Here is an 18,593-nt window from a genome sequence, read left to right as displayed (position 1 = left end):
TGTCCGGGCCTACTTGTCCCAGTTGCCTTCAGGCGTACCGTCAAAGCGTTTTTTCAGACTGTCCCAGCAGTCGATATAGTCGTCTTGCAGGGGCGCCTCTTCGGCGGCGAATTCCGTCAGGTGCTGCGGGAAGCGGGTCTCAAACATGAACGACATCGTGTTGTCGAGCTTGTCGGGCTTCAGATCGGCGAAGGTCGCCTTCTCGAACGCCTCACGGTCCGGCCCGTGCGGCAGCATCATGTTGTGAAGGCTCATCCCCCCCGGAACAAAGCCCTGCGGCTTCGCGTCGTACTGACCGTAGATGTTGCCCATGAGCTCAGACATGACGTTCTTATGATACCAGGGCGGGCGGAAGGTGTGCTCGGCCACTGACCAGCGCTCCCGGAAGAGGACGAAGTCAATGTTCGCCGTCCCCGCGACTCCCGATGGCGCCGTCAATACGGTATAGATCGACGGGTCCGGATGATCGAAGAGGACCGCGCCGATCGGGCAATAGGTGCGCAAATCATATTTCACAGGCGCGTAGTTGCCGTGCCAGGCCACCACGTCGAGTGGCGAGTGGCCGATTTTCGTCTCGTGGAACTGGCCGCACCACTTGATGGTAAGCGTCGACGGGACCTCGCGGTCCTCGAATGCGGCGACGGGCGTCTTGAAGTCCCGCCGGTTGGCCATGCAATTCGCGCCGATTGGGCCGCGGCCCGGAAGCTCGAATTTCTGGCCGTAGTTTTCGCAGACGAAACCGCGGCACGGCCCCTCCAGCACTTCCACGCGGTAGACCAGTCCGCGCGGCAGGATGGCGATTTCGCTGGGTTCGAGGTCGATGACGCCCAGCTCGGTGACGAAGCGCAGCTTGCCGTCCTGCGGCACGACCAAAAGCTCGCTGTCGGCCGAGTAGAAGTAGCCGTCCACCATCGAAGCGGAGACAAGGTAGATGTGGCTTGCCATGCCAACTTGCGTATTCACGTCCCCCGCTGTCGTCATCGTGCGCATTCCGGTCAGCCAGGTGAGCTCCTCGCCGGCATGGGGCACCGGGTCCCACCGGTACTGTCCGAGGCTGATGACGTCGCCCACGACATGCGGCGCGGTTTTCCAGTAGGGCAGGGCAATAGTCTCGTAGCGGCCCGAATGCTTGACAGAGGGCCTGATGCGATAGCACCAGGTCCGCTCGTTCTGATGGCTCGGCGCGGTGAAGGCGGTGCCTGACAATTGCTCGCCGTAAAGACCGTAGTTACATTTCTGCGGCGAATTCTGGCCTCGCGGCAGAGCGCCGGGCAGGGCTTCCGTCTCGAAGTCGTTCCCGAAGCCCGGCATGTAGCCTTCGCATGTGCCGGTCGTATCGGTGGCGCGCACCAAGTCTTTCGGCAGTTCGTGACGGGTCATCTGATTTCCCTCCGCGACAGCCGAGTCTCACTGGCCGGCGCGGGCAGAATTATCGTTGCATTTGCAATGATGTCAAGTCAATTTGTTGCAAATGCAACGATATAGTGGTTTATGGAGCGTGTGGAGGCGCCGAGATTGGACGCAGTTGAAGGACAGGGCATGAACGAATCTCACCTGCCGGAATTTAACCTCGACCGCTTCACGCCCTATCGGGTGGCCGTCGCCGCCCAGAAACTGAGCGAGGAGCTTGCGAAGCACTACAGGCAGGAATTTGGCATCTCGATTCCCGAATGGCGCGTCCTCGCCCATCTCGCCCATTCGGGCGACGTATCCGTCCGCGATATCGAGGTGCGGGTGGCGATGGAGAAATCCAAGGTCAGCCGCGCCGCCTCGCGCCTTGAGTCGGCGGGCCATATCGCCAAGAGCGTAAATGACAGCGACCGAAGGTTGCTGCAACTTTCCCTGACGCCAAAGGGCCGCGCGCTTATGGCAAAGCTGCTGCCGCTTGCCCTCTCGTTTCAGGAAGAAATCGAAGCGCGGCTGGCCGAGACATTCGACGGATTCGAAGCCGGCATAGACCGGCTCTTGTGGGAACAGGAGTGATCGCGCTTCAGCGCCTCAGGCGGTACACGGCGCCTCAAGGCCAAGGTCATGCTAGACCGGGACAAGAGACCATAGAAGTAGTAACAGAACGGTTGAGCGGGCGTTGTGCGGTTATGTCCAGCCCACTGGATTGTTCGAAGTCGACTGGTAGTGCCGAGCAGACCCTGACACGTTCCGCTTGGCGTCCGCATTATCAGCTAGCTCTGTTCAGGGGTTGACGTGCTACCCAATGCGCCCTCGGCCGTTATCAGAGTTTCCGCTCTTCTGATTTGCGACCCTATCGAGTTACGGTTCATGGCTTGCCTTCGGTCCATTTGGACGATGATTTCGGGGGCAGGCGGGCGGTGGCCCGCTAGATTGCAATCACCGGCCATCACCGCTGGTTCACGGAATCATCGTCCAGTCTCCGCTCTCACTCAGCTGGGATCGTCTGAGACGGCTCCGTACCGCGGTTCTCGATTAGCACGCGATCCCAGACCTCATCGAGTCGCTCGGCGGCTTCGGGACCGGTCATCGCGCGCTGGCCAATCGCCATGGCAAGCTGGGTCAGCGTCTCTCCGGCCACGGGGCCGAGGGCCTGATCGTAATAAAGCTGGTGATGGCTGCTTTCCAGAAGCTCCTTCGCGACGCCGCTGAGAAACGGATCCTCGATGGAGATGTCCGTGCCGGACACGGAGGGAAGCGACGAGGCGAGCTCGATCATCCGCAGTTGCACCTGGGGGCTTGTCATGAGTTTGAGGAACTCGACCGCGGCATCCGGCGCGTTCATATTGACCGCAAAGCCGTCAACGCCGCCATAGGTGATTCCGATATCCGCCGCCTGATCGACGCGCGGGAATGGGAGGCGCAGGAGCTCGGCCTGCATCCGTTCGGGCCCGCCGGGCCACTTCCAGCGCATTTTCTGGAGCCGCCAGTTTCCGGTCAGGACCATCGCAGCCTCGCCCTGGGCGAAGGCTTCGACCGCGAGACCGTCATCCATAGCAAGATGGCCCTGCTGGAACGGCTCCAGATCGGCCAGCCGGCGAAACTGGCGGCCTGCCTCGACGAAGACTGGATCGCGGAAGCCCTGGCCGAGTCCCTGATACGCGTCCTGGAAGGCTGAGCGACCCCCGATCTGCTGGGCGAGATTGGCCCAGTAGAGCTCGAACGGCCATTCATCGCCGCCGCCGATGGCGATAGGAGTGACGCCCCGCCGCTTGAGTTCGGCCACGGTATCGAGAAAGCCTTCCCATGTCGCGAGGGCCTCGACCGGCAGGCCGGCCTCGGCCATCACCTTCCGGTTCACCCAGAGCGAAATGAGCGACATCAAGGCCGGCGCACCGTAGATCTGGCCGTCGAACGTGTAGTTCTGAAGCGCACCCGGCCGGAATTCGAGCGCCCACCCATCGGTCATCTCAGCCGTCAGATCGCGGGCGAAACCGGCTTGGCGCAGCGCGTCCAGATGACCGCCGCCCCAGGTGTAGAGGATGTCGGGCGGGTCTTCGGAGCCAAGGATCGCCATGAGCCGCCTCTGGTATTCCTGGCCGGGCTGGAAGCTGAGCGCGATGCGGTAGCCCGGATGACCCGCCTCGAATTCATCGGCGACCTCGCGCCAGTAGTTGTGGACATCGTCGTTTCGGCTGATGGCGATGACGCGAATCGTTTCGGGCGCGGCGCCGGGCCCGCGTGCAGCAGTGGCGGCGACACGGTGGAGTGCGTCGCGCATCTCATCAGGCAGATCGCCGAGGAGAACCGGGCGCGCGTTCTGGCGGACCAGCGCCAGCAACGTTTCAAGATCGAGATAGCCCGATGCGGGCAGCTCCTGCGCCGACTGGAAATCGGTGATCGCGCGCCGTGATTGCTGGCCAACATCCCCGTCGATAGGTCCGCCATAGCTGCCCGCCTGCCTCAGGAGCAACTGAACGGCGGCCAGATGCGGCTTGCCGAAGCCGAACTGCGCCTCGACGACCGAAGGTGAGTCCGGAGTGGCGAGTGGCAGCAGCGGCTGGTCCGCCCCCTCCGGCGTTCCGCCAAGCTCCGCGACGGTTTCCGGGCGGGCGGTATCCTCTGTGCCGAAGCCGGAAACGCCGGCCGCTTCTGTCGCACCGTCACCTGCCGAAGCTCCGAAGTTACCGGTCGCCAGTTCGGCGAGAACCGGCGGTGGGTCGGCGGCCTCCAATGCCTCAATCCGCGCTAGGGCCAATGCTTCGAACGGACTGCCGGGAAAGCGCGTTACGAAGGCCCGGAACACGTCGGGATCGTCGCTCCTCCGGATCGACAGCCAGATGAGGCCCTGCTGCGCGAAAGCCTCGTCCTGCGAAAGCTCGGTATCGTCGGTAAGCGAGGCGCGCTGGATGGTTGCTTCCTCCAGTACCTGGTCGCCATCGACATAGCGATCGTAGAATTCAGCGCCTGCGGCCTGCTCGACAGGGTCGTCGAGCGCCCGGATCGTCTCCAGAAGCGCAAGCTCCACCCGCGCGCTCTCGACGATGCCCGCGAGAGCATTGGGGTCCAGCGGATTGAGGTAGACCTCGCGCAGCAGTGCCTCTTCGACCCAGGGAATCTGGGCGCCTTGCGTCAGATCGAGCACGGTTCCGCGCACCTTGCGGAACATGGTGCCAAGCTCGAGCCCGGGGCGATCGATCCACTGGAGAAGAGCAGTCGTGTACGGGCTGTTGCCATCGATGCCGTCATAAGCCACTGCGCCAGGAGCCGCCGCGAACGCGATGATCATGCCCGCGCTTTCCGGATTCCGCACGAATTCGCGCGGCGACGCGGTACCGCTCGTGAGGCCCGGCGCGGTGCCAAGCACGTCGGTGAGCGGGTTGTTGCGGCAGGCATCGAGGATCAGGATCGCGAGCTTCGGTTGGGCGGAGCGGAATGTTTCGTAGAGCTCCGACGTTCGGATCGCCGCTGACTGAAGATCAGATGGTGTAGTGATCCTAGCGTCGATGGGGAGGATGTAATTCTCGCCGGAAATCTGAAGCCCATGGCCCGCGTAGAAGATGAGCGCGATATCGGCGCCTGCGGCTTCCTGCTTGAAGCGGTCGAGATTGGCGCGGATCCCTTCGAGGTCCGCGTTTAGTGACGAAACGACGGTGAATCCTAGTTCTAGCAGCTTGGTCTGGATCGCCGCCGCGTCATTGCGCGGATTGGGAAGCGCGGAGACATATTCATAGTCGCTATTGCCGACGACAAGCGCGACTCTCCCCTCTGCCATGGCAGCGGTAGTCGCCACGACCGCTAGCCACAGCATGACCGCGACTTTCACGAGAAGAGAATCGAGACTGCGGGCTATCATGCGGCTCTCCGCGAGGCCGAAAAGGCAATTGGGTCAACGAAGCAACCCGAAACATGACAAAGAAACTATCCCGGTGGCTGTATCCAGTGCCGCCCGTCAGAGCGGCCATTGCCCCCAGCCTGACGAGAAATAGCTAGACTGAAAACCCCTCGCGTGTAAACCTTGAAGGCAGGATGGGGGGCATGTTCAATGTCGAATAGCACGAAACTCTCCCTGTTGACGCGATCGCTTATGGTCGGTGTTTCTACGGGCACCATGGCAGTGACACAGGTCGGTTGCGCACCTTTATTCCAAACTCACGAGACTCGCACGGCAAACGTCAGCGCTGAGGAGCAGCGGCTTAGCAGCCGGGCGCTTGAATCCCGCTTGCCCGCCGATGTCGAGGCTTTCGTTCGTGCCTATCCCGAGAGCCCCAAAGTCGCACCCCTGTTGAACACACTGCCGCTTTCGACGCTTTGCGCGGTAGGGGAGGACGCCTTGCAGGGCATTCCGGACAGCACATGGGCGAAGGTGTCCAGCGACCGTCGTAATGCGTTGTGCGGGAACCGGAGAGTGGCGAGCCCGGTCCAGAATGTCTCTTCAAGTGACCGAGACAACGATTACTGACCCTGCGCGCATGATGCGGCGTGCGTGACGTGGCGGAGCTACACACAGCGAATGCGGTTCAGGCTCTGCGCCTGTCCAATGACATCGCCGAGATGATTGACACCAAGGCGCTTGAGCGCGCGCTTGGCGTTGGTGGGAGGTGGCGTGCGGGTTCTGATGATGTTCAGCCAGCGGCGGTGCTGGTTTCGGGCGGGCGCGGAACAGATGACCGCCGGCTGTACGATCTCGCGCGCTCGGGCGGGTTTCCGGTGCTGGAGTTGCGGGAGAGTTGGACCGGGCTTGGGCTTTCGCTGGCCGAGCGGGTCATAGCGACGGAATATCGCGGTGATGTCAGGCCGGGCCGTCTCGTCGCCCTCTACGCAGATGTGTTGACCGAAGATACTCTAAGCGCCGCCGCCGCGTCAGTGACCAGTGAGGGTTCCGAGGAAGAGTCTGGTATTGCCGTTCGAGTCGGGCGGAAGACGGAGTTTCTTTCGTGTTTGGACAAACTCGGTGAGGCGAGTGCCAGCGATGTACCTGCAGCAATAGTCGTGACCGACAACGCCGACGAAGTCTGGTTCGCCCTGGCGCGGGGCGCAGAGGTAGTCACGATCGCAGGCGCTGGGCCGGCAGGGCTCGGCCTGACGCATGATGCGCAGGATCTTGACGAGCTTTCCAGCGCCATTGCGGCGGCCCGGCGTGTCCGTCGAAATCGGCGCGACCGGACGCGAGCGCTTCTGGCGGTTGAACGGCTCTTCAACGTTTTTCCGCCCGATCCCCGCATCATCGCGGCCGCCGTGTCCGACGCCGCCGACGCCCATGCCGTAAGGGCGAGGCCGCGTGTCAGCGTCATAATCACCGCGCATAACTATGGCCGCTATGTCGCCGATGCGATCCGCAGTGCACAGGCACAAAGCGTTGCACCGGATGAGATCATCGTGGTGGATGATGGCTCGACCGATGATACGGCAGAGGTTCTCGCGAGCTTTGACGGGATCAAGGTCATCAGCCAGCCGAACCGGGGCCAGGCAGCCGCCTTTAACGCCGGTTTCGCAAGCTCGACGGGGGATCTAGTTCTGTTCCTCGATGCCGATGACCGGCTTGGCGCGAAAGCCATCGAAACGCTCGGTCAGGCGGATGTTCGAGAAGCGGGCCGGGTGCAGTTTCTTCTTGAAACAATCGATCGAAAGGGGCGGGCGACGGGCCTGCATCCGGCCTGCTTCCGCGCTGCGGCGGGCGATCTTCGGGGTGCGCTTCTGACTGAGGGCATCTTCGGGTTCATGCCTACGAGCGGGAACGCCTTTCCACGGCACATTCTTGAGGCAATCCTGCCGATGCCCGAGCCAGAATTTCGCATTGCCGCCGATCTTTACCTCGTTCTCGCGGCGGCTTTGCGGGGGTCCGTCGTTCATCTTCCGCAGGTGCTGGGGCAGTATCGAATCCACGGCGCGAATGCCTATTTCCACGCCGAGATGGGCACGCCCTACCTGAAGGCGCGGCGGTCGGCTCAGCGGGGGGCCGCGTGGCGCACCTTGCTGGGGCGGCTCGATCCCATCGCTCGGTCCGATGAGCGGGGAGCATACGAGCGCGCGTTCGAAGGATTGTTGCGGCGGAAGGCCGCGCCCGCCGGGGCAGCGTGCAGCGCCGAGAGGCTGGTTTCGTTAGTGGACGAAGCGTCCGCGCCGATATGGCAAAGCGCGGGCAAGGCGACTTGGCCGCCTTTCGACACGAACGTTTCGCGGTTGTTCACCGTCCCCGAGGCGGGGGCGTCACCGCTAGGCGCCGGCTGGTCGGAGTCCGGTCCGCGCGGCGCGGTGCTGCGCGGCGCGACCGGGCGTCTCGCCTTCACCCTTCCGGCGGTGGCCGGGGACTGGCAGCTTTCGATCGACTACAGGCTTTTGGCGAACGAGGTGCTGTCGGACGTACGCTTCCTGCTGAACGGCCATCTCCTAGACGAGCGCCATCTGCTTACAGATGGCACGATCAGACTGCGCTTGCCGGAGATGCTGATGCCGGTCGCCGGCACAGGACGGCGGGACGTCATCTTTTCTATCGAGGTCGGTGCGACACGGAGAGAGAGTCTGGGATTGCAGGCGCTTCGCCTCGACCTTCTTTTCGGCAGCGGGCAGCCCGCGCCCGCGCTGGAGCCGAACCACTGGCACGGGATCGGCACGGGTCTGCGCGCGTCGCAGTGTCTTGGCCGTGGTTGGGACTGGCCGCGAGTGCGGAGCGTGACGCCGGCCGGAACGTCGGTGCAGCTGGCGTTCACATCGATCGAGCGGCGTGGCTCGATGCTGCTTCTCGGCTGGTCCGCTCCGATCGAGCTGCGGGCGCGGTTGGGGAATGCTCAGCTTCCGGTGTTGCACTGGGAGGGCTCCGCATGTTCCGTGATCGAGCTGGCGCACGACTGTATCCAGCCGGACGGGCGGGTCGAGATTAATCTTATTTTCGCGGAGAGCGGCGTTCCGCCGGAGTTGCGCGCCCTGTGCCTCTCCCCCACGGCCAAGGATGCAGTGCCCTTCGCGATGCCCTGTCCATTCGCGGATCTCTTCGCATCGCCTCGAACGGCTGTCTGCGGTATCCGCGTGACGGCAGAAGGCGGTGTGTTGACCTCACGCTTCGCTTTGCTGACCGTTTTGCTGCCGCCGGTGCCAGGGGGGTCAACGCTTATGATTGATTTGCGGCGGAGCGGTAAGCGTGCCGAGCCACTGGCCCTGACGGTGACTACCGAGGGCGCGCAGCACCGGGCGGTGATCGGAGCATGGGCACGACTCGTCTTGCCCATTGGCCCTCGGGGCGTGGCGGAACCGCTGGAAATAGCACTCGTCGCAGATGCCGACCCAAGCGGTCTTGTGCTGACCTCGGCATTCCTCGACTGCGCCCCGCCGAATCAGGTCGCGGCCGATCCGGCGGACTCGCTGCCGGGCGGCGTGGCCCGGCCAGAGCTGCCGTACGCCTGGCAGGCAACGGATGAAGCGGTGCATTGGCTTACCACGAGTTCGGGAAATCTGTTGCTTGCTGGACTTCCGGCCGAAACCTCCGCGCTGCGCGCGCGCACGCTGACTTTGGGTCCGCCATTCGATCAGAGGCTGGCTCTTTCGCTGATCGACAAGCGCGGCCAGCGCCTTTCATCAGCAACGACCGAAGGGGAGGGGACGAGCGTCGTCGATCTGCCTGTGCCCGCGGCATTCAGCGCGCCGTTGCGGCTAGAGGTGATGACCAGTCAACTCGTATCAGGCGATCTCTTGGGCGCAGAGAGCCCGCAGGTTCTGGGCGGCGCGGTTATCTCGGTGACCCCGGTGGAGGGGGCTGATGCGTGATGCGATGCAGCACGGATCTCCGTCAGCCGGGTGCGTCGCTGCGTCGGGCGTCTTGCGGGCGGAGTTCGAACGATACCGCCGGCTGGGAGATCCTACTGTCAGCGTGGTTATCACCTGCCACAATTATGGCCATTTCCTTGCCGACTGCATCGAGAGTGTTCTCGCCCAGACTCGCAGGGCTGAGCAGGTCCTGATCGTCGACGACGGCTCGACCGATCACAGCCCGGGCGTTGCCGAGCATTATCGCGATAGCATCGACTACATCCGCACCGAGAACCGTGGGCAGGGAGCCGCGTTCAACCGTGGATTTGCAGCCGCCACCGGCGATCTGATCCTGTTTCTCGACGCGGACGACCTTTTGAAACCCGAGGCGCTCGAAACCGCGATTTATCATTGGCACGACGATCTTACGGTTCTGACATTCGGTCTAGAGAAGATCGACGATGCGGGTCGTAGTCTCGGCCTGCATGATGCGTCGCTAGCGGCGCGGGCCGGGGACAATCGGCCTGACCTGTTGGCCACCGGAACCTTCGCGTTCCCGCCAACGTCGGGAAACCTTTTTTCCCGGCAAATGCTCGCCCGGGTCATGCCGATGCCGGAAGCGCGCTGGCGCATCAGTGCGGACTGCTTCCTGATCCGCGCCGCCGCCCTTCTCGGTCGAGCGGGACATGTGCCGCGGGTGCTCGGCGAATACCGGGTTCATGGGTCGAACAACTACGCGCGCAGCGCGCCCGGCATTCAGGATCACGCGGTCGAGCGGCAGAATGCCGCAGACATCGCCGATGCTCTTGACGCGCTGGCAACACATGAGGGCGTTTCGGCCGGCACGCCCGAGGAGGCGGAGGATCTGGCCGCAGCGCTCCGGTGGCAGGCCGCGTCGATCCGCACGCGTTCGAGGGGTGCGCGTGTTCTGACCGGCTTTCCCACTCGCAGCTCTTTTCTTGAGCCGCGATGGCCGGCGCATGTTCCGTTTGGCGAGCGGATCGATCTGCTTTCCGAAGTGTCACATCGCGCGGCCATCGTGCAGCAACTCGCCCCGGACGGGCTGGGCGCTGCCTGTCGGCCAAGGGCGCTTTTTTTCGCTGTAGATCCCGCGCGCGAAACGCTGATCGTGCGGGCGGAGCTTCGCCTGCTGGAAGAGATCGAGGAACCGGTCCTCGTGGAGGTCTGGTCGGACGGCACCGCCATCTGGTCCGGGCGGGTGAGCGGCACCGGAGAGATCGCGTTTCCGCTGCAGCGCGATCCGTGGGCGGCCAGGCGGCGCGTGTCCCTAAGGCTCAATGGCGACAACGCGGTCGTATTCGCTGCTTTATCGATTACGCCGGCGGGCGAGCTTGGCGCGGCGCCCCGATTGCCGGAGGGTCGGCTTGCCCGATTGCGATTTGAGGATTGGCCCGGGCTTTCCCCGCTGGAATGGGCCGAGGCCGAAGATCATGTCTTGCTGGCCGGCTCGGAGGGAAAGTTGCGGTTCTCTGCCCACCTCGCCCACGGCGGGCGGTTGCAACTTTCGATCGCAGCGGCGACCGTGCCGGGGTTTCTGCGGATATTGCATAAGGACCGGCCTATCTTCGCGGGCGACGTCACTGGACCAGGCGTCCTGCTGATCGAGATTCCACCTAGTGAGGAAAGGAGCGCGCATGCGCTGAAAGTCGCCTTCTGGCCCGAAGATCATTCGCGCGGGGGCGGGCTCGCGTTGGACGGCATCGGGTTTGCGTCATGGAACGGGGTTGACGGGGCAGAAGACGCGCAGCCGGTAAACCCGTGTGAGATCATCGATTTCAACATCTCGCCCCATGCTGTCCGGCTACTTGCCGGGGGCTGGGTCAAGGGCATAGCAAGCGGGGCGCGGAACGACGCCGCCGAAGCGATGTTGCGTCTTGCTGTTGCGGGTGCGCGTGAGCATTGCCGGCTGAAGCTGTCGCTGTCTCCGCTCTTGCCACCGGTGCCGGGTCGTCGGCATGTGCTGGGCATCAGTATGGGCGGGGCAGTGCTGTCGGCGCTGGTACTGGAGGGGCCAGGCGAGGTGGAATTCGAACTGCCTGCCTTGCCGCCCGACGGTCTTGTCGAACTGGGCTTTCACTCCGTCTTCGTACGCGAGGACGGGGCAGAGGCAGTCGAGCCGGAAACCGCCCCGTTCGAGCTCTCGACGCTTCAGGTCATTGCCAAGCCCGACATTCAGCCAGGACGGCTTCGCTGGGCGCCGCGGCCGAAACGGGTCGTGTTCCGTCAACTCATCGACGATATTTCGGCTGCGCTTGCTGAGATAGACGCAGAAGACGATCCCGATGTGTCAGCCCTGTGCGCGCTCCGCGAGAAGGTGCTCGAGATGTTCTCGCACCACGATCCGGCGGCGCTGATGATGATCGCGGCGAGCCGGAACGGCATTGCCACGCTCGACGCCCTCGGCGCAGCGGGCTCGGCCCTGCGGCCATCCGAGACGGAACGCCGGCTGGAGGAAACAATTGGTGCGCTTGATGCTGGGCAGCCGGGCGTGAGTCTCCGCCAGGCACTTGCCGATCTTGTCACGCGCCCAGCCTATCGCTCGGCTGTCTTCCGCAATCCCGCCGCGCTTCCAGCGCCGCTTTACTGGCGGCCGGACGCCGTCGCCGCCTACATGGCGCGCGCGCCTCTTCTAAACAGCGAGGAGGAACAGGCAAACTATGCGGACTGGCTGCGCGAGGTCTATGACGGCATCTGCGTGGCGCTGGCGACGGAGCAGACGACGAGCGCGATCTTCAAGCTTTGCCATGGCGTTTTATGTGGCCTCCGTTCCGCGCGGGTCATCTTCGGTGCGGGTAACTTGGCACCGCTCATCCGCGCGCGAAGCCGCGCGATCGAGCGCGGGCTGATCGCGTCGGGCGCCGATCTGGCCTACCAGGCGCCGTCGCGGCAGGGCGGGCCAAGAAGGCTTCGTGTGGGTGTTCTTGTCCGCGATATTCGTGCAAATCCCGAAGGTTGGGCGCTTCTTGGCATGTGGGCGGGCGTCGATCGGGCACGGATCGAGCCCCTGCTGATCGCCATGGACCAGACCGCCCAAACGGCGTACCCCGGCGATCGGTTCGAGACGACGTTGGTTCTGTCCGGCCTCACTGTGACCGAGGCAGTGCAGAGGATCCGTGACCTTGATCTCGATCTTCTGATCACCGGTTGCTACGTCTTCGATTGGGAAAAGACGGCGCTCATCCTTGCGCATCGTCTTGCGCGTGTTCAGGTTTGGCACGGCGCGGTCTGCCCGACGACCGGCGGGTTCAGAAGCTTCGACGTCGCGTTGACGCATCGGGCCACCGAGCCGAAGGATGCGCAAGTGCAATACACGGAGACCGTTGCCTGGCTCGGCGGCCCGGTCCAGTGTGCCTACGACCTCCCGGTCGCGCCGCCGGCGGCGGATGTAAGGCGAGACCTAGGGCTGTCCGGCGACGCGGTGATGCTGGTGAGCGGGGCGTTGACTCACAAGATCACCGATACTTTGCTTTCGGCATGGGCCGAAATCCTTGCCCGCGCGCCGAAGGCCGCGCTCGTCCTCTATCCCTTCGCGTCCAACTGGTCGATGGCGTTTGATGAACAGGCGTTCCGCGACCGATGGATCGCTGCGTTGGACCAGAAGGGCGTGGTGGGCGACCGCACCGTCGTGCTGCCGACGCAGACGACCGAACGGGTCCACCAGATCGTCGGCGCGGCGGACGTCTATCTCGACAGCTTTCCCTATACCGGTGCGACCACGGTCTGCGAGGCGTTGTCACAGGGGGTGCCAGTCCTGACCTGTGCAGGCGGTGCGCTTCGGCAGTTGACCGGCGCCTCCTGGGTAAACGCTTATGGCCTGAAAAATCTCGTCGCGCGGTCGCCTCGAAGCTACGTCTCGAAAGCGGTCCGACTGGCGACGGATCCTGATGCGTCGCGTCGGGAACGCGAGACGCTCAGGGCGTTCCTAGACAGTGGCGCGCGGCCGCACTGTGATCCGGAATTCGGGCAGGCTTTGTCGGATGCTCTCTGTGCAATCGCGGAGGTTTGGGGACCTGCAACTCCGCCCTCCGAAACTGCGAGGCAGGCCAGAACCGTCGCGCCCAATGCTGCGGCACGCCGGGTCACCGCGCCGATGGTTCGCTTCGCTATCCTCGCGGAGCCCAGGACAGGCTCGACTCTCCTTTGTAACCTTCTCAACCTAACGCCGGGTGTTCTTTGCCATTTCGAGCTTTTCCACGAAGAGATGATCCAGTTCAGACGGAACACGGTGAAGGAGGTCGAAGCGCTTGCCGAGCGGAATGCCGACCCGGTCGGGTTTCTAAGGCGCGTCTACGCCAAGGCCGATGCCGCAGGCCGTGCGGCGATGGGTTTCAAACATTTCAGCCACCTTTCGTGCGATGTCACTGAGGCGCTGATCCGCGATCCAGATATCCGCCTGATACGGCTCGGGCGTTCGAACCTTCTGGCGCAGTTCTCGTCCGAACGGATTTCGAAAGCGACGGACAAGTGGGCGAGCCTGAAGGGCGAGGCCACCGAACATGTGAGGACGCATTTCGACCCCGCGGAGTTCGAGCGTTGGGAGGCCTATATCCGCAGGAAGGCGCGGGAAGGGACGGAGATGCTTGCCAAGTCGGGGCGCGAGGCGCTCTTTCTCGATTACACGACGATCCTCGATTCCGAAACGCCCGCCCGATTGTCGCGCTTACTGGGTATCCGAATTGCCGAAAGCCGGGAATTCGACATTCAGCGACAAAACCCGGTCAGCATTCTCGATCGATTTACGAACCCGGACGAAGTGAGCCGCTATCTCGCCGACCGCAACCTCTCCCACTGGGCCGAGCGCGGATAAAGGATGTTCTTCCACCGATGACGGGCTCGAAGCTGACAAGACTCAGCTGCCATTTGGGCAGGGCGTCCGTGTCGAGAAAAAGCGAATGCTTCCTTTCCCAAGGCTGATTGGTATCCAGTCCCAACCGGTATCGAACGCGACTCCCTCTCGCATTCCGTGCAGAACTCATCCCGCGTTTCCCGTCTATCAAGGCGCGCGGCAGGTGCCACCGCGCGCCGCGTAGGTACTCGTGCCAGACAATCCAGTAGCTTCGTGTCACCGCGAGATGCGCGAACAGACGAGCGCCCAGCGCATCTACAGCCATGAAGTCATGTAGGATGCCAATACCGACGCCAGCCCGGACCGCCCGCGTAACTCCTCAAGTCCGCTTTCAGCGCCCGTTGCAGCCTTTCAGGGTTTGGCGCAGCATTCTACAAAGGGGCTGAGAGCAGTTATGCGGCGGCGCGGCGTCCGGCCCGCCGCGTCGGTCATTGTGCCCAGTCGTGATCGGCCCAAAGCTGCCACTTATACTAGGGGATTGCGCTGCGGTGTAGTTTGCCCACCGCGGACGTTCATGCACTGCGCAGCGTTCGGTCCGGTCGTAGGTTCGGTGAGTGGACGAATCTGCAGTTCGCTGCACATTCCCCCGCTCGATCAATGACTGCAAAGCCTCGGATGCCGCGGCGTGATCTAATTCGCGCCGGGTTTTTCGAAGGCTCCAGAGCAAGGAAGAATCGGAGCCATGGAAAATGGCAAGAGAGCGATTGGAATTCGCACTTGCTTGGGCCCATTCGCCTGACAGGGACACGACGTCCCCGGGGCTGAAACCGGCACTTTCTGCACCGCAAGCCTGCACTGATATCATTCGTCAGTGAACAAAGCCTTGCGCAACTTTGATGCTGCGTCCTGCAGGATGCCCAATTTGGCGATCACTCCGGCGATGCTAAGCCGTTGGGTCGGGCCGTGAAAGGCCAGCGCCGCGACGAACCGACCGGTACAATCAGTGACAGGTACGGCAATTGCGACCATGCCCTGCAGGAACTCCTGTTCGTCGAGCGAGTAGCCGCGCCGCGCGATGTCGGCCAGATCGGCCAACAATTCGTCCGGATCGGTCCGGGTGGCGGGGGTTAGGCGTTCCAGCGTCAGCGCGGATACCAGCGCGCGCCTGGCCTTGGGCGCAAGGCTTGCCAGAAAGCATTTGCCGCTAGCGGTGCAGTGAAACGGAACATGGGTGCCGATGGGCAGCTGGATCTGGAACGCCCAGTCGGTTTCGACGCGGTCGAGATAGCTCATACCGTCGGCTTCGGGCACGACGAAATTCACTGTCTCGCGCACCTGCCGGGCCACGTCGAGCAGGATCTGCCGCCGGGCGATGTGATGACGCGAGTTATACAGCAGCCCCGCGCCCAAATCACGCAGCCGCCGGGCCGCATGGTAGCGTTTCGAGTTTTCCTGCCGCGCAAGAAATCCGTCGCGCTCCAGCGTGGCGCAGAGCCGGTGAACCGTCTGTTTCGGCAAGCCGAGGCTTTCGCTGATTTCGGTCGCCGTCATCGCCCGGTCGCTTCTGACCAGGGTCTCGAGGATCAGAAGCGTTCTGAGGTTGGTGGGAATGCGCGTGCTCTTGTCCAATGTTTCCGCCGATCCGTCGAAAAGTGCGTTGTGTTAGGCACGAATCACTGTAGCGTGCAAAAAGAGCCGAAATCGAGATAAAAAGTCTCAATTTTTGCTTTTTTGGGGGATATGGAGTTTGATTTTGTCATAATTGGCGCCGGGTCCGCCGGATGCGCGCTTGCCAGCCGGCTGTCCGAGGACGGCCGGTACACCGTAGCGTTGCTCGAGGCCGGACCGCCGGACATGAACCCGTGGATCCACATTCCGGTCGGCTATTTCCGGATGATGGGGAACCCCAGGTCGGACTGGCGCTATCGCACCGAGCCCGACGACGGGATTGCCGGGCGCTCGATTGCGTGGCCGCGTGGGCGGGTACTCGGCGGATCAAGCTCCATCAACGGGCTATTGTACGTGCGCGGGCAGCCGCAGGATTACGACGGCTGGGCGCAGATGGGCTGTACCGGCTGGTCGTGGGACGGCGTTCTGCCTTATTTCAAACGGTCGGAAACCTGGAAGGGGCCGAACGGGACCGAGCTGCGCGGAACGGACGGGCCGCTATCGGTGCAGACCTCGCGCCTGAAGCGCGAGATCGTTGACCGCTGGGTCGATGCCGCTGAAGCAGCGGGTTATCGGCGTACCGAGGATTACAACGACTACGATCAAGAGGGTGTGGGCTATTTCCAGCTAACGATGAATGGCGGGCGGCGCTGTTCGTCGGCGGTGGCCTATCTGAAGCCAGCGAAGCGTCGCGCGAACCTGGAAATCCTGACCGATGCGCAGACCGAGAAGGTGCTGATCGAGGATCGCCGCGCTGTCGGCGTGCAGGCAACGATCAAGGGCGAGACCACCGATATCCGCGCCAGGGCCGAGGTCATTCTGTGCGCCGGTGCCATCGGGTCGCCGCAGATCCTGATGCTTTCGGGCGTGGGTGACCCCTACGATATCCGTCCGCACGGGATCGAGCTAAGGGCCGAGTTGCCGGGTGTAGGAAAAAACCTGCAGGATCATCTGCAGGCGCGGCCCGTCTACAAGACTGATCTCAGCACGATCAATGTCGAGACCGACAACATCTTCAAACAGGCGCTGATCGCAATTCAATACGCGCTGACCCAGCGCGGGCCGATGACCATGGCGGCAAGCCTCGGGACGGCCTTCCTCAAGACCGAGCCACATCTTGAGACGCCGGATATCCAGTTCCACATCCAACCCTTCAGCGCCGACAGCCCGGGCGAGGGCGTACATCCCTTTTCAGCCTTTACTGCGTCGGTGCTCCAGCTTCGCCCCGAAAGCACCGGGCATCTGACGCTGACCTCCGCCGATCCGGCCGCGCATCCGGCGATTCACCCGAACTATCTAGCGACCGACACCGACTGCCGCACCATCGTCAGGGGCATCCAGCTGGCACGGAAGATCGCGCAACACGAGCCACTGAAATCACATATTACGGAAGAATACGCGCCAGGCGTCGACATCGCTTTCGACGACGAAGAAGCGACGCTTGACTGGGCGCGGCGGACGGCGGTGACGATCTATCACCCAACGGGCACCTGCAAAATGGGCACCGACCCGACTTCCGTGGTCGATCCGCGCTTGCGGGTTCGGGGCATCGAGCGGCTGCGTGTCGCCGATGCCTCGATCATGCCCCGGATCGTCAGCGGCAACACAAATGCCCCGGCAATCATGATCGGGGAAAAAGCCAGCGATCTCATAAGGGAGGACGCGCGCGAATGAGGGAGCAGGATGTGCGCGGATGAGAGAAAAGACTGGCAACACAGTCAACGGTGCGGAACGAGGGACTCCTTACCAACAGACTGAGGCGAATTCGCCGGGGGCAGCGCCTTCGTCCTTCGGCGGGCAAAATGAAACAGAGGGCAATGACTTAAGGGAGGAGATACATGTTCAATCTCAAAACCGTAGCGATGGGGACTGCGGCTCTGGCGCTGATGGCTTCGGCGGCGTTGGCCGAGACCGTGATCCGTGTGCAGTCGGTGATCCCGGCGCAAGCGGACGAAGTCCACATGCTGCAGGAATTCGCCAACGACGTCGCCGAACTGACTGATGGCGAGGTCAAGTTCGAAATTCTGCCGGCGGGTGCCGTCGTCGGCGTTCAGGAAACGCTCGACGCGGTCGACAGCGGCCTGATCGAAGGCGGCTTTGCTTGGACGCACTACTGGTCGGGCAAGCACCCCGCCGCGATGCTGTTTGGTTCGCCCGTTGCCGGCGCCGGCGTCGGCATCGACAACATCGCGTTCCTGTCGTGGTTCCAATACGGCGGCGGCAAGGAGCTTTACGATCAGCTTTGGGACGAGATGGGCATGAACGTCAAAGGATTCATGTTGCAGCCGGTCGGCCCCGAGGCGCTTGGCTGGTTCAAGGAACCGATCGCATCGATGGATGACTTCCGAAAATACCGCTTCCGCACACCTCCGGGCATCCCGGGCCAGACCTACAAGGATATCGGCGTGGCCTCGGTCGCGATGGGCGGCGGCGATATCCTGCCAGCACTTGAAAAGGGCACCATCGACGCCGCCGAGTGGTGCTGCCCGAAGCCCGACTCGGTCTTCGGCTTTCAGAAGGTGCTGAAGCACTATTACCTGCAGGGCCTGCACCAGGTCGTGGTGAATGCGGACCTCTATATCAACAAAGACGTCTACGACTCGCTGACCCCCTTGCAGCAGAAGGCGATCGAGGTTGCGGCCAACGCGTCGCTGTCCAAGGCCATGTCCTATCGTATCTACGAAAACGGCAAGGCGCTGAAGGACCTGACCGAAAACCACGGCGTGATTCTCCATGACACGCCGGCTGACTACTTCCCGGCCTACATGGCAGCGGCCAAAACAGCGCTGGAGACCAACGCGGCGGACAACGAGTTTTTCGCCAAGGTCTGGCAGAGCCAGAAGGACTTTGCCGATATCGCCGTGCCGTTCTGGGCCGGTGCACAAGCATCGAACGCCGCGCTGGGCAAGGCTCATGCCGACAGCCTGAAGTAAGCCACGAACCTGGAGGTCTCGGCCGTGCCGCCGGG

At 63.1% G+C, this 18,593-nt stretch carries 8 protein-coding genes; 5 read left to right on the top strand and 3 right to left on the bottom strand.

All coding sequences use genetic code 11. The features are described from left to right. Positions 1-9: 9 nt before the first annotated feature. Positions 10-1,380, bottom strand: a complete 1,371-nt coding sequence (hmgA, locus tag DEA8626_RS11705) for a homogentisate 1,2-dioxygenase (RefSeq protein WP_108853230.1) — start codon at positions 1,378-1,380, stop codon at positions 10-12. Positions 1,381-1,539: 159 nt separating this feature from the next. On the opposite strand from hmgA, the gene DEA8626_RS11700 reads away from it, so the two are divergent. Then, complete coding sequence (locus DEA8626_RS11700) at positions 1,540-1,983, top strand: MarR family winged helix-turn-helix transcriptional regulator (RefSeq protein WP_108853229.1); 444 nt, start codon at positions 1,540-1,542, stop codon at positions 1,981-1,983. Between the two features lie 412 nt (positions 1,984-2,395). Here the strand turns inward: DEA8626_RS11700 and DEA8626_RS11695 are convergent, their stop codons facing one another. After that, positions 2,396-5,263, bottom strand: coding sequence for an extracellular solute-binding protein (locus DEA8626_RS11695; RefSeq protein WP_108853228.1), 2,868 nt, complete (start codon positions 5,261-5,263; stop codon positions 2,396-2,398). A 626-nt stretch (positions 5,264-5,889) separates the two neighbouring features. On the opposite strand from DEA8626_RS11695, the gene DEA8626_RS11685 reads away from it, so the two are divergent. Beyond that, complete coding sequence (locus DEA8626_RS11685; RefSeq protein ID WP_108853226.1) at positions 5,890-9,168, top strand: glycosyltransferase family 2 protein; 3,279 nt, start codon at positions 5,890-5,892, stop codon at positions 9,166-9,168. Further along, entirely contained in the window at positions 9,161-13,978 is a 4,818-nt protein-coding gene (locus tag DEA8626_RS11680) for a glycosyltransferase (RefSeq protein WP_108853225.1), read from the top strand. The genes DEA8626_RS11685 and DEA8626_RS11680 overlap by 8 nt, the downstream gene beginning before the upstream one ends. 840 nt (positions 13,979-14,818) lie before the next feature. Here DEA8626_RS11680 and DEA8626_RS11675 read toward each other — a convergent pair. Then, positions 14,819-15,586 carry an IclR family transcriptional regulator gene (locus DEA8626_RS11675; protein ID WP_108853224.1) on the bottom strand — a complete coding sequence of 256 codons (768 nt, stop codon included), beginning with the start codon at positions 15,584-15,586 and terminating at the stop codon, positions 14,819-14,821. Positions 15,587-15,697: 111 nt separating this feature from the next. On the opposite strand from DEA8626_RS11675, the gene DEA8626_RS11670 reads away from it, so the two are divergent. Beyond that, complete coding sequence (locus tag DEA8626_RS11670; protein WP_108853223.1) at positions 15,698-17,299, top strand: GMC family oxidoreductase; 1,602 nt, start codon at positions 15,698-15,700, stop codon at positions 17,297-17,299. A gap of 164 nt (positions 17,300-17,463) precedes the next feature. Further along, positions 17,464-18,558 carry a TRAP transporter substrate-binding protein gene (locus tag DEA8626_RS11665; protein WP_108853222.1) on the top strand — a complete coding sequence of 365 codons (1,095 nt, stop codon included), beginning with the start codon at positions 17,464-17,466 and terminating at the stop codon, positions 18,556-18,558. Positions 18,559-18,593 lie beyond the last annotated feature (35 nt).

The sequence above is a fragment of the Defluviimonas aquaemixtae genome, assembly GCF_900302475.1.
GTDB classification, from domain to species: domain Bacteria; phylum Pseudomonadota; class Alphaproteobacteria; order Rhodobacterales; family Rhodobacteraceae; genus Albidovulum; species Albidovulum aquaemixtae.
Note: the sequence above shows the minus strand (reverse complement) of the source record. Positions and strands in the feature narration are given on the sequence as shown.

Coding starts and splice junctions, on each gene's coding strand:
- hmgA (WP_108853230.1), bottom strand. CDS start 1,380: ATGACCCGTCACGAACTGCCGAAAGACTTGGTGCGCGCCACCGATACG.
- DEA8626_RS11700 (WP_108853229.1), top strand. CDS start 1,540: ATGAACGAATCTCACCTGCCGGAATTTAACCTCGACCGCTTCACGCCC.
- DEA8626_RS11695 (WP_108853228.1), bottom strand. CDS start 5,263: ATGATAGCCCGCAGTCTCGATTCTCTTCTCGTGAAAGTCGCGGTCATG.
- DEA8626_RS11680 (WP_108853225.1), top strand. CDS start 9,161: ATGCGTGATGCGATGCAGCACGGATCTCCGTCAGCCGGGTGCGTCGCT.
- DEA8626_RS11670 (WP_108853223.1), top strand. CDS start 15,698: ATGGAGTTTGATTTTGTCATAATTGGCGCCGGGTCCGCCGGATGCGCG.
- DEA8626_RS11665 (WP_108853222.1), top strand. CDS start 17,464: ATGTTCAATCTCAAAACCGTAGCGATGGGGACTGCGGCTCTGGCGCTG.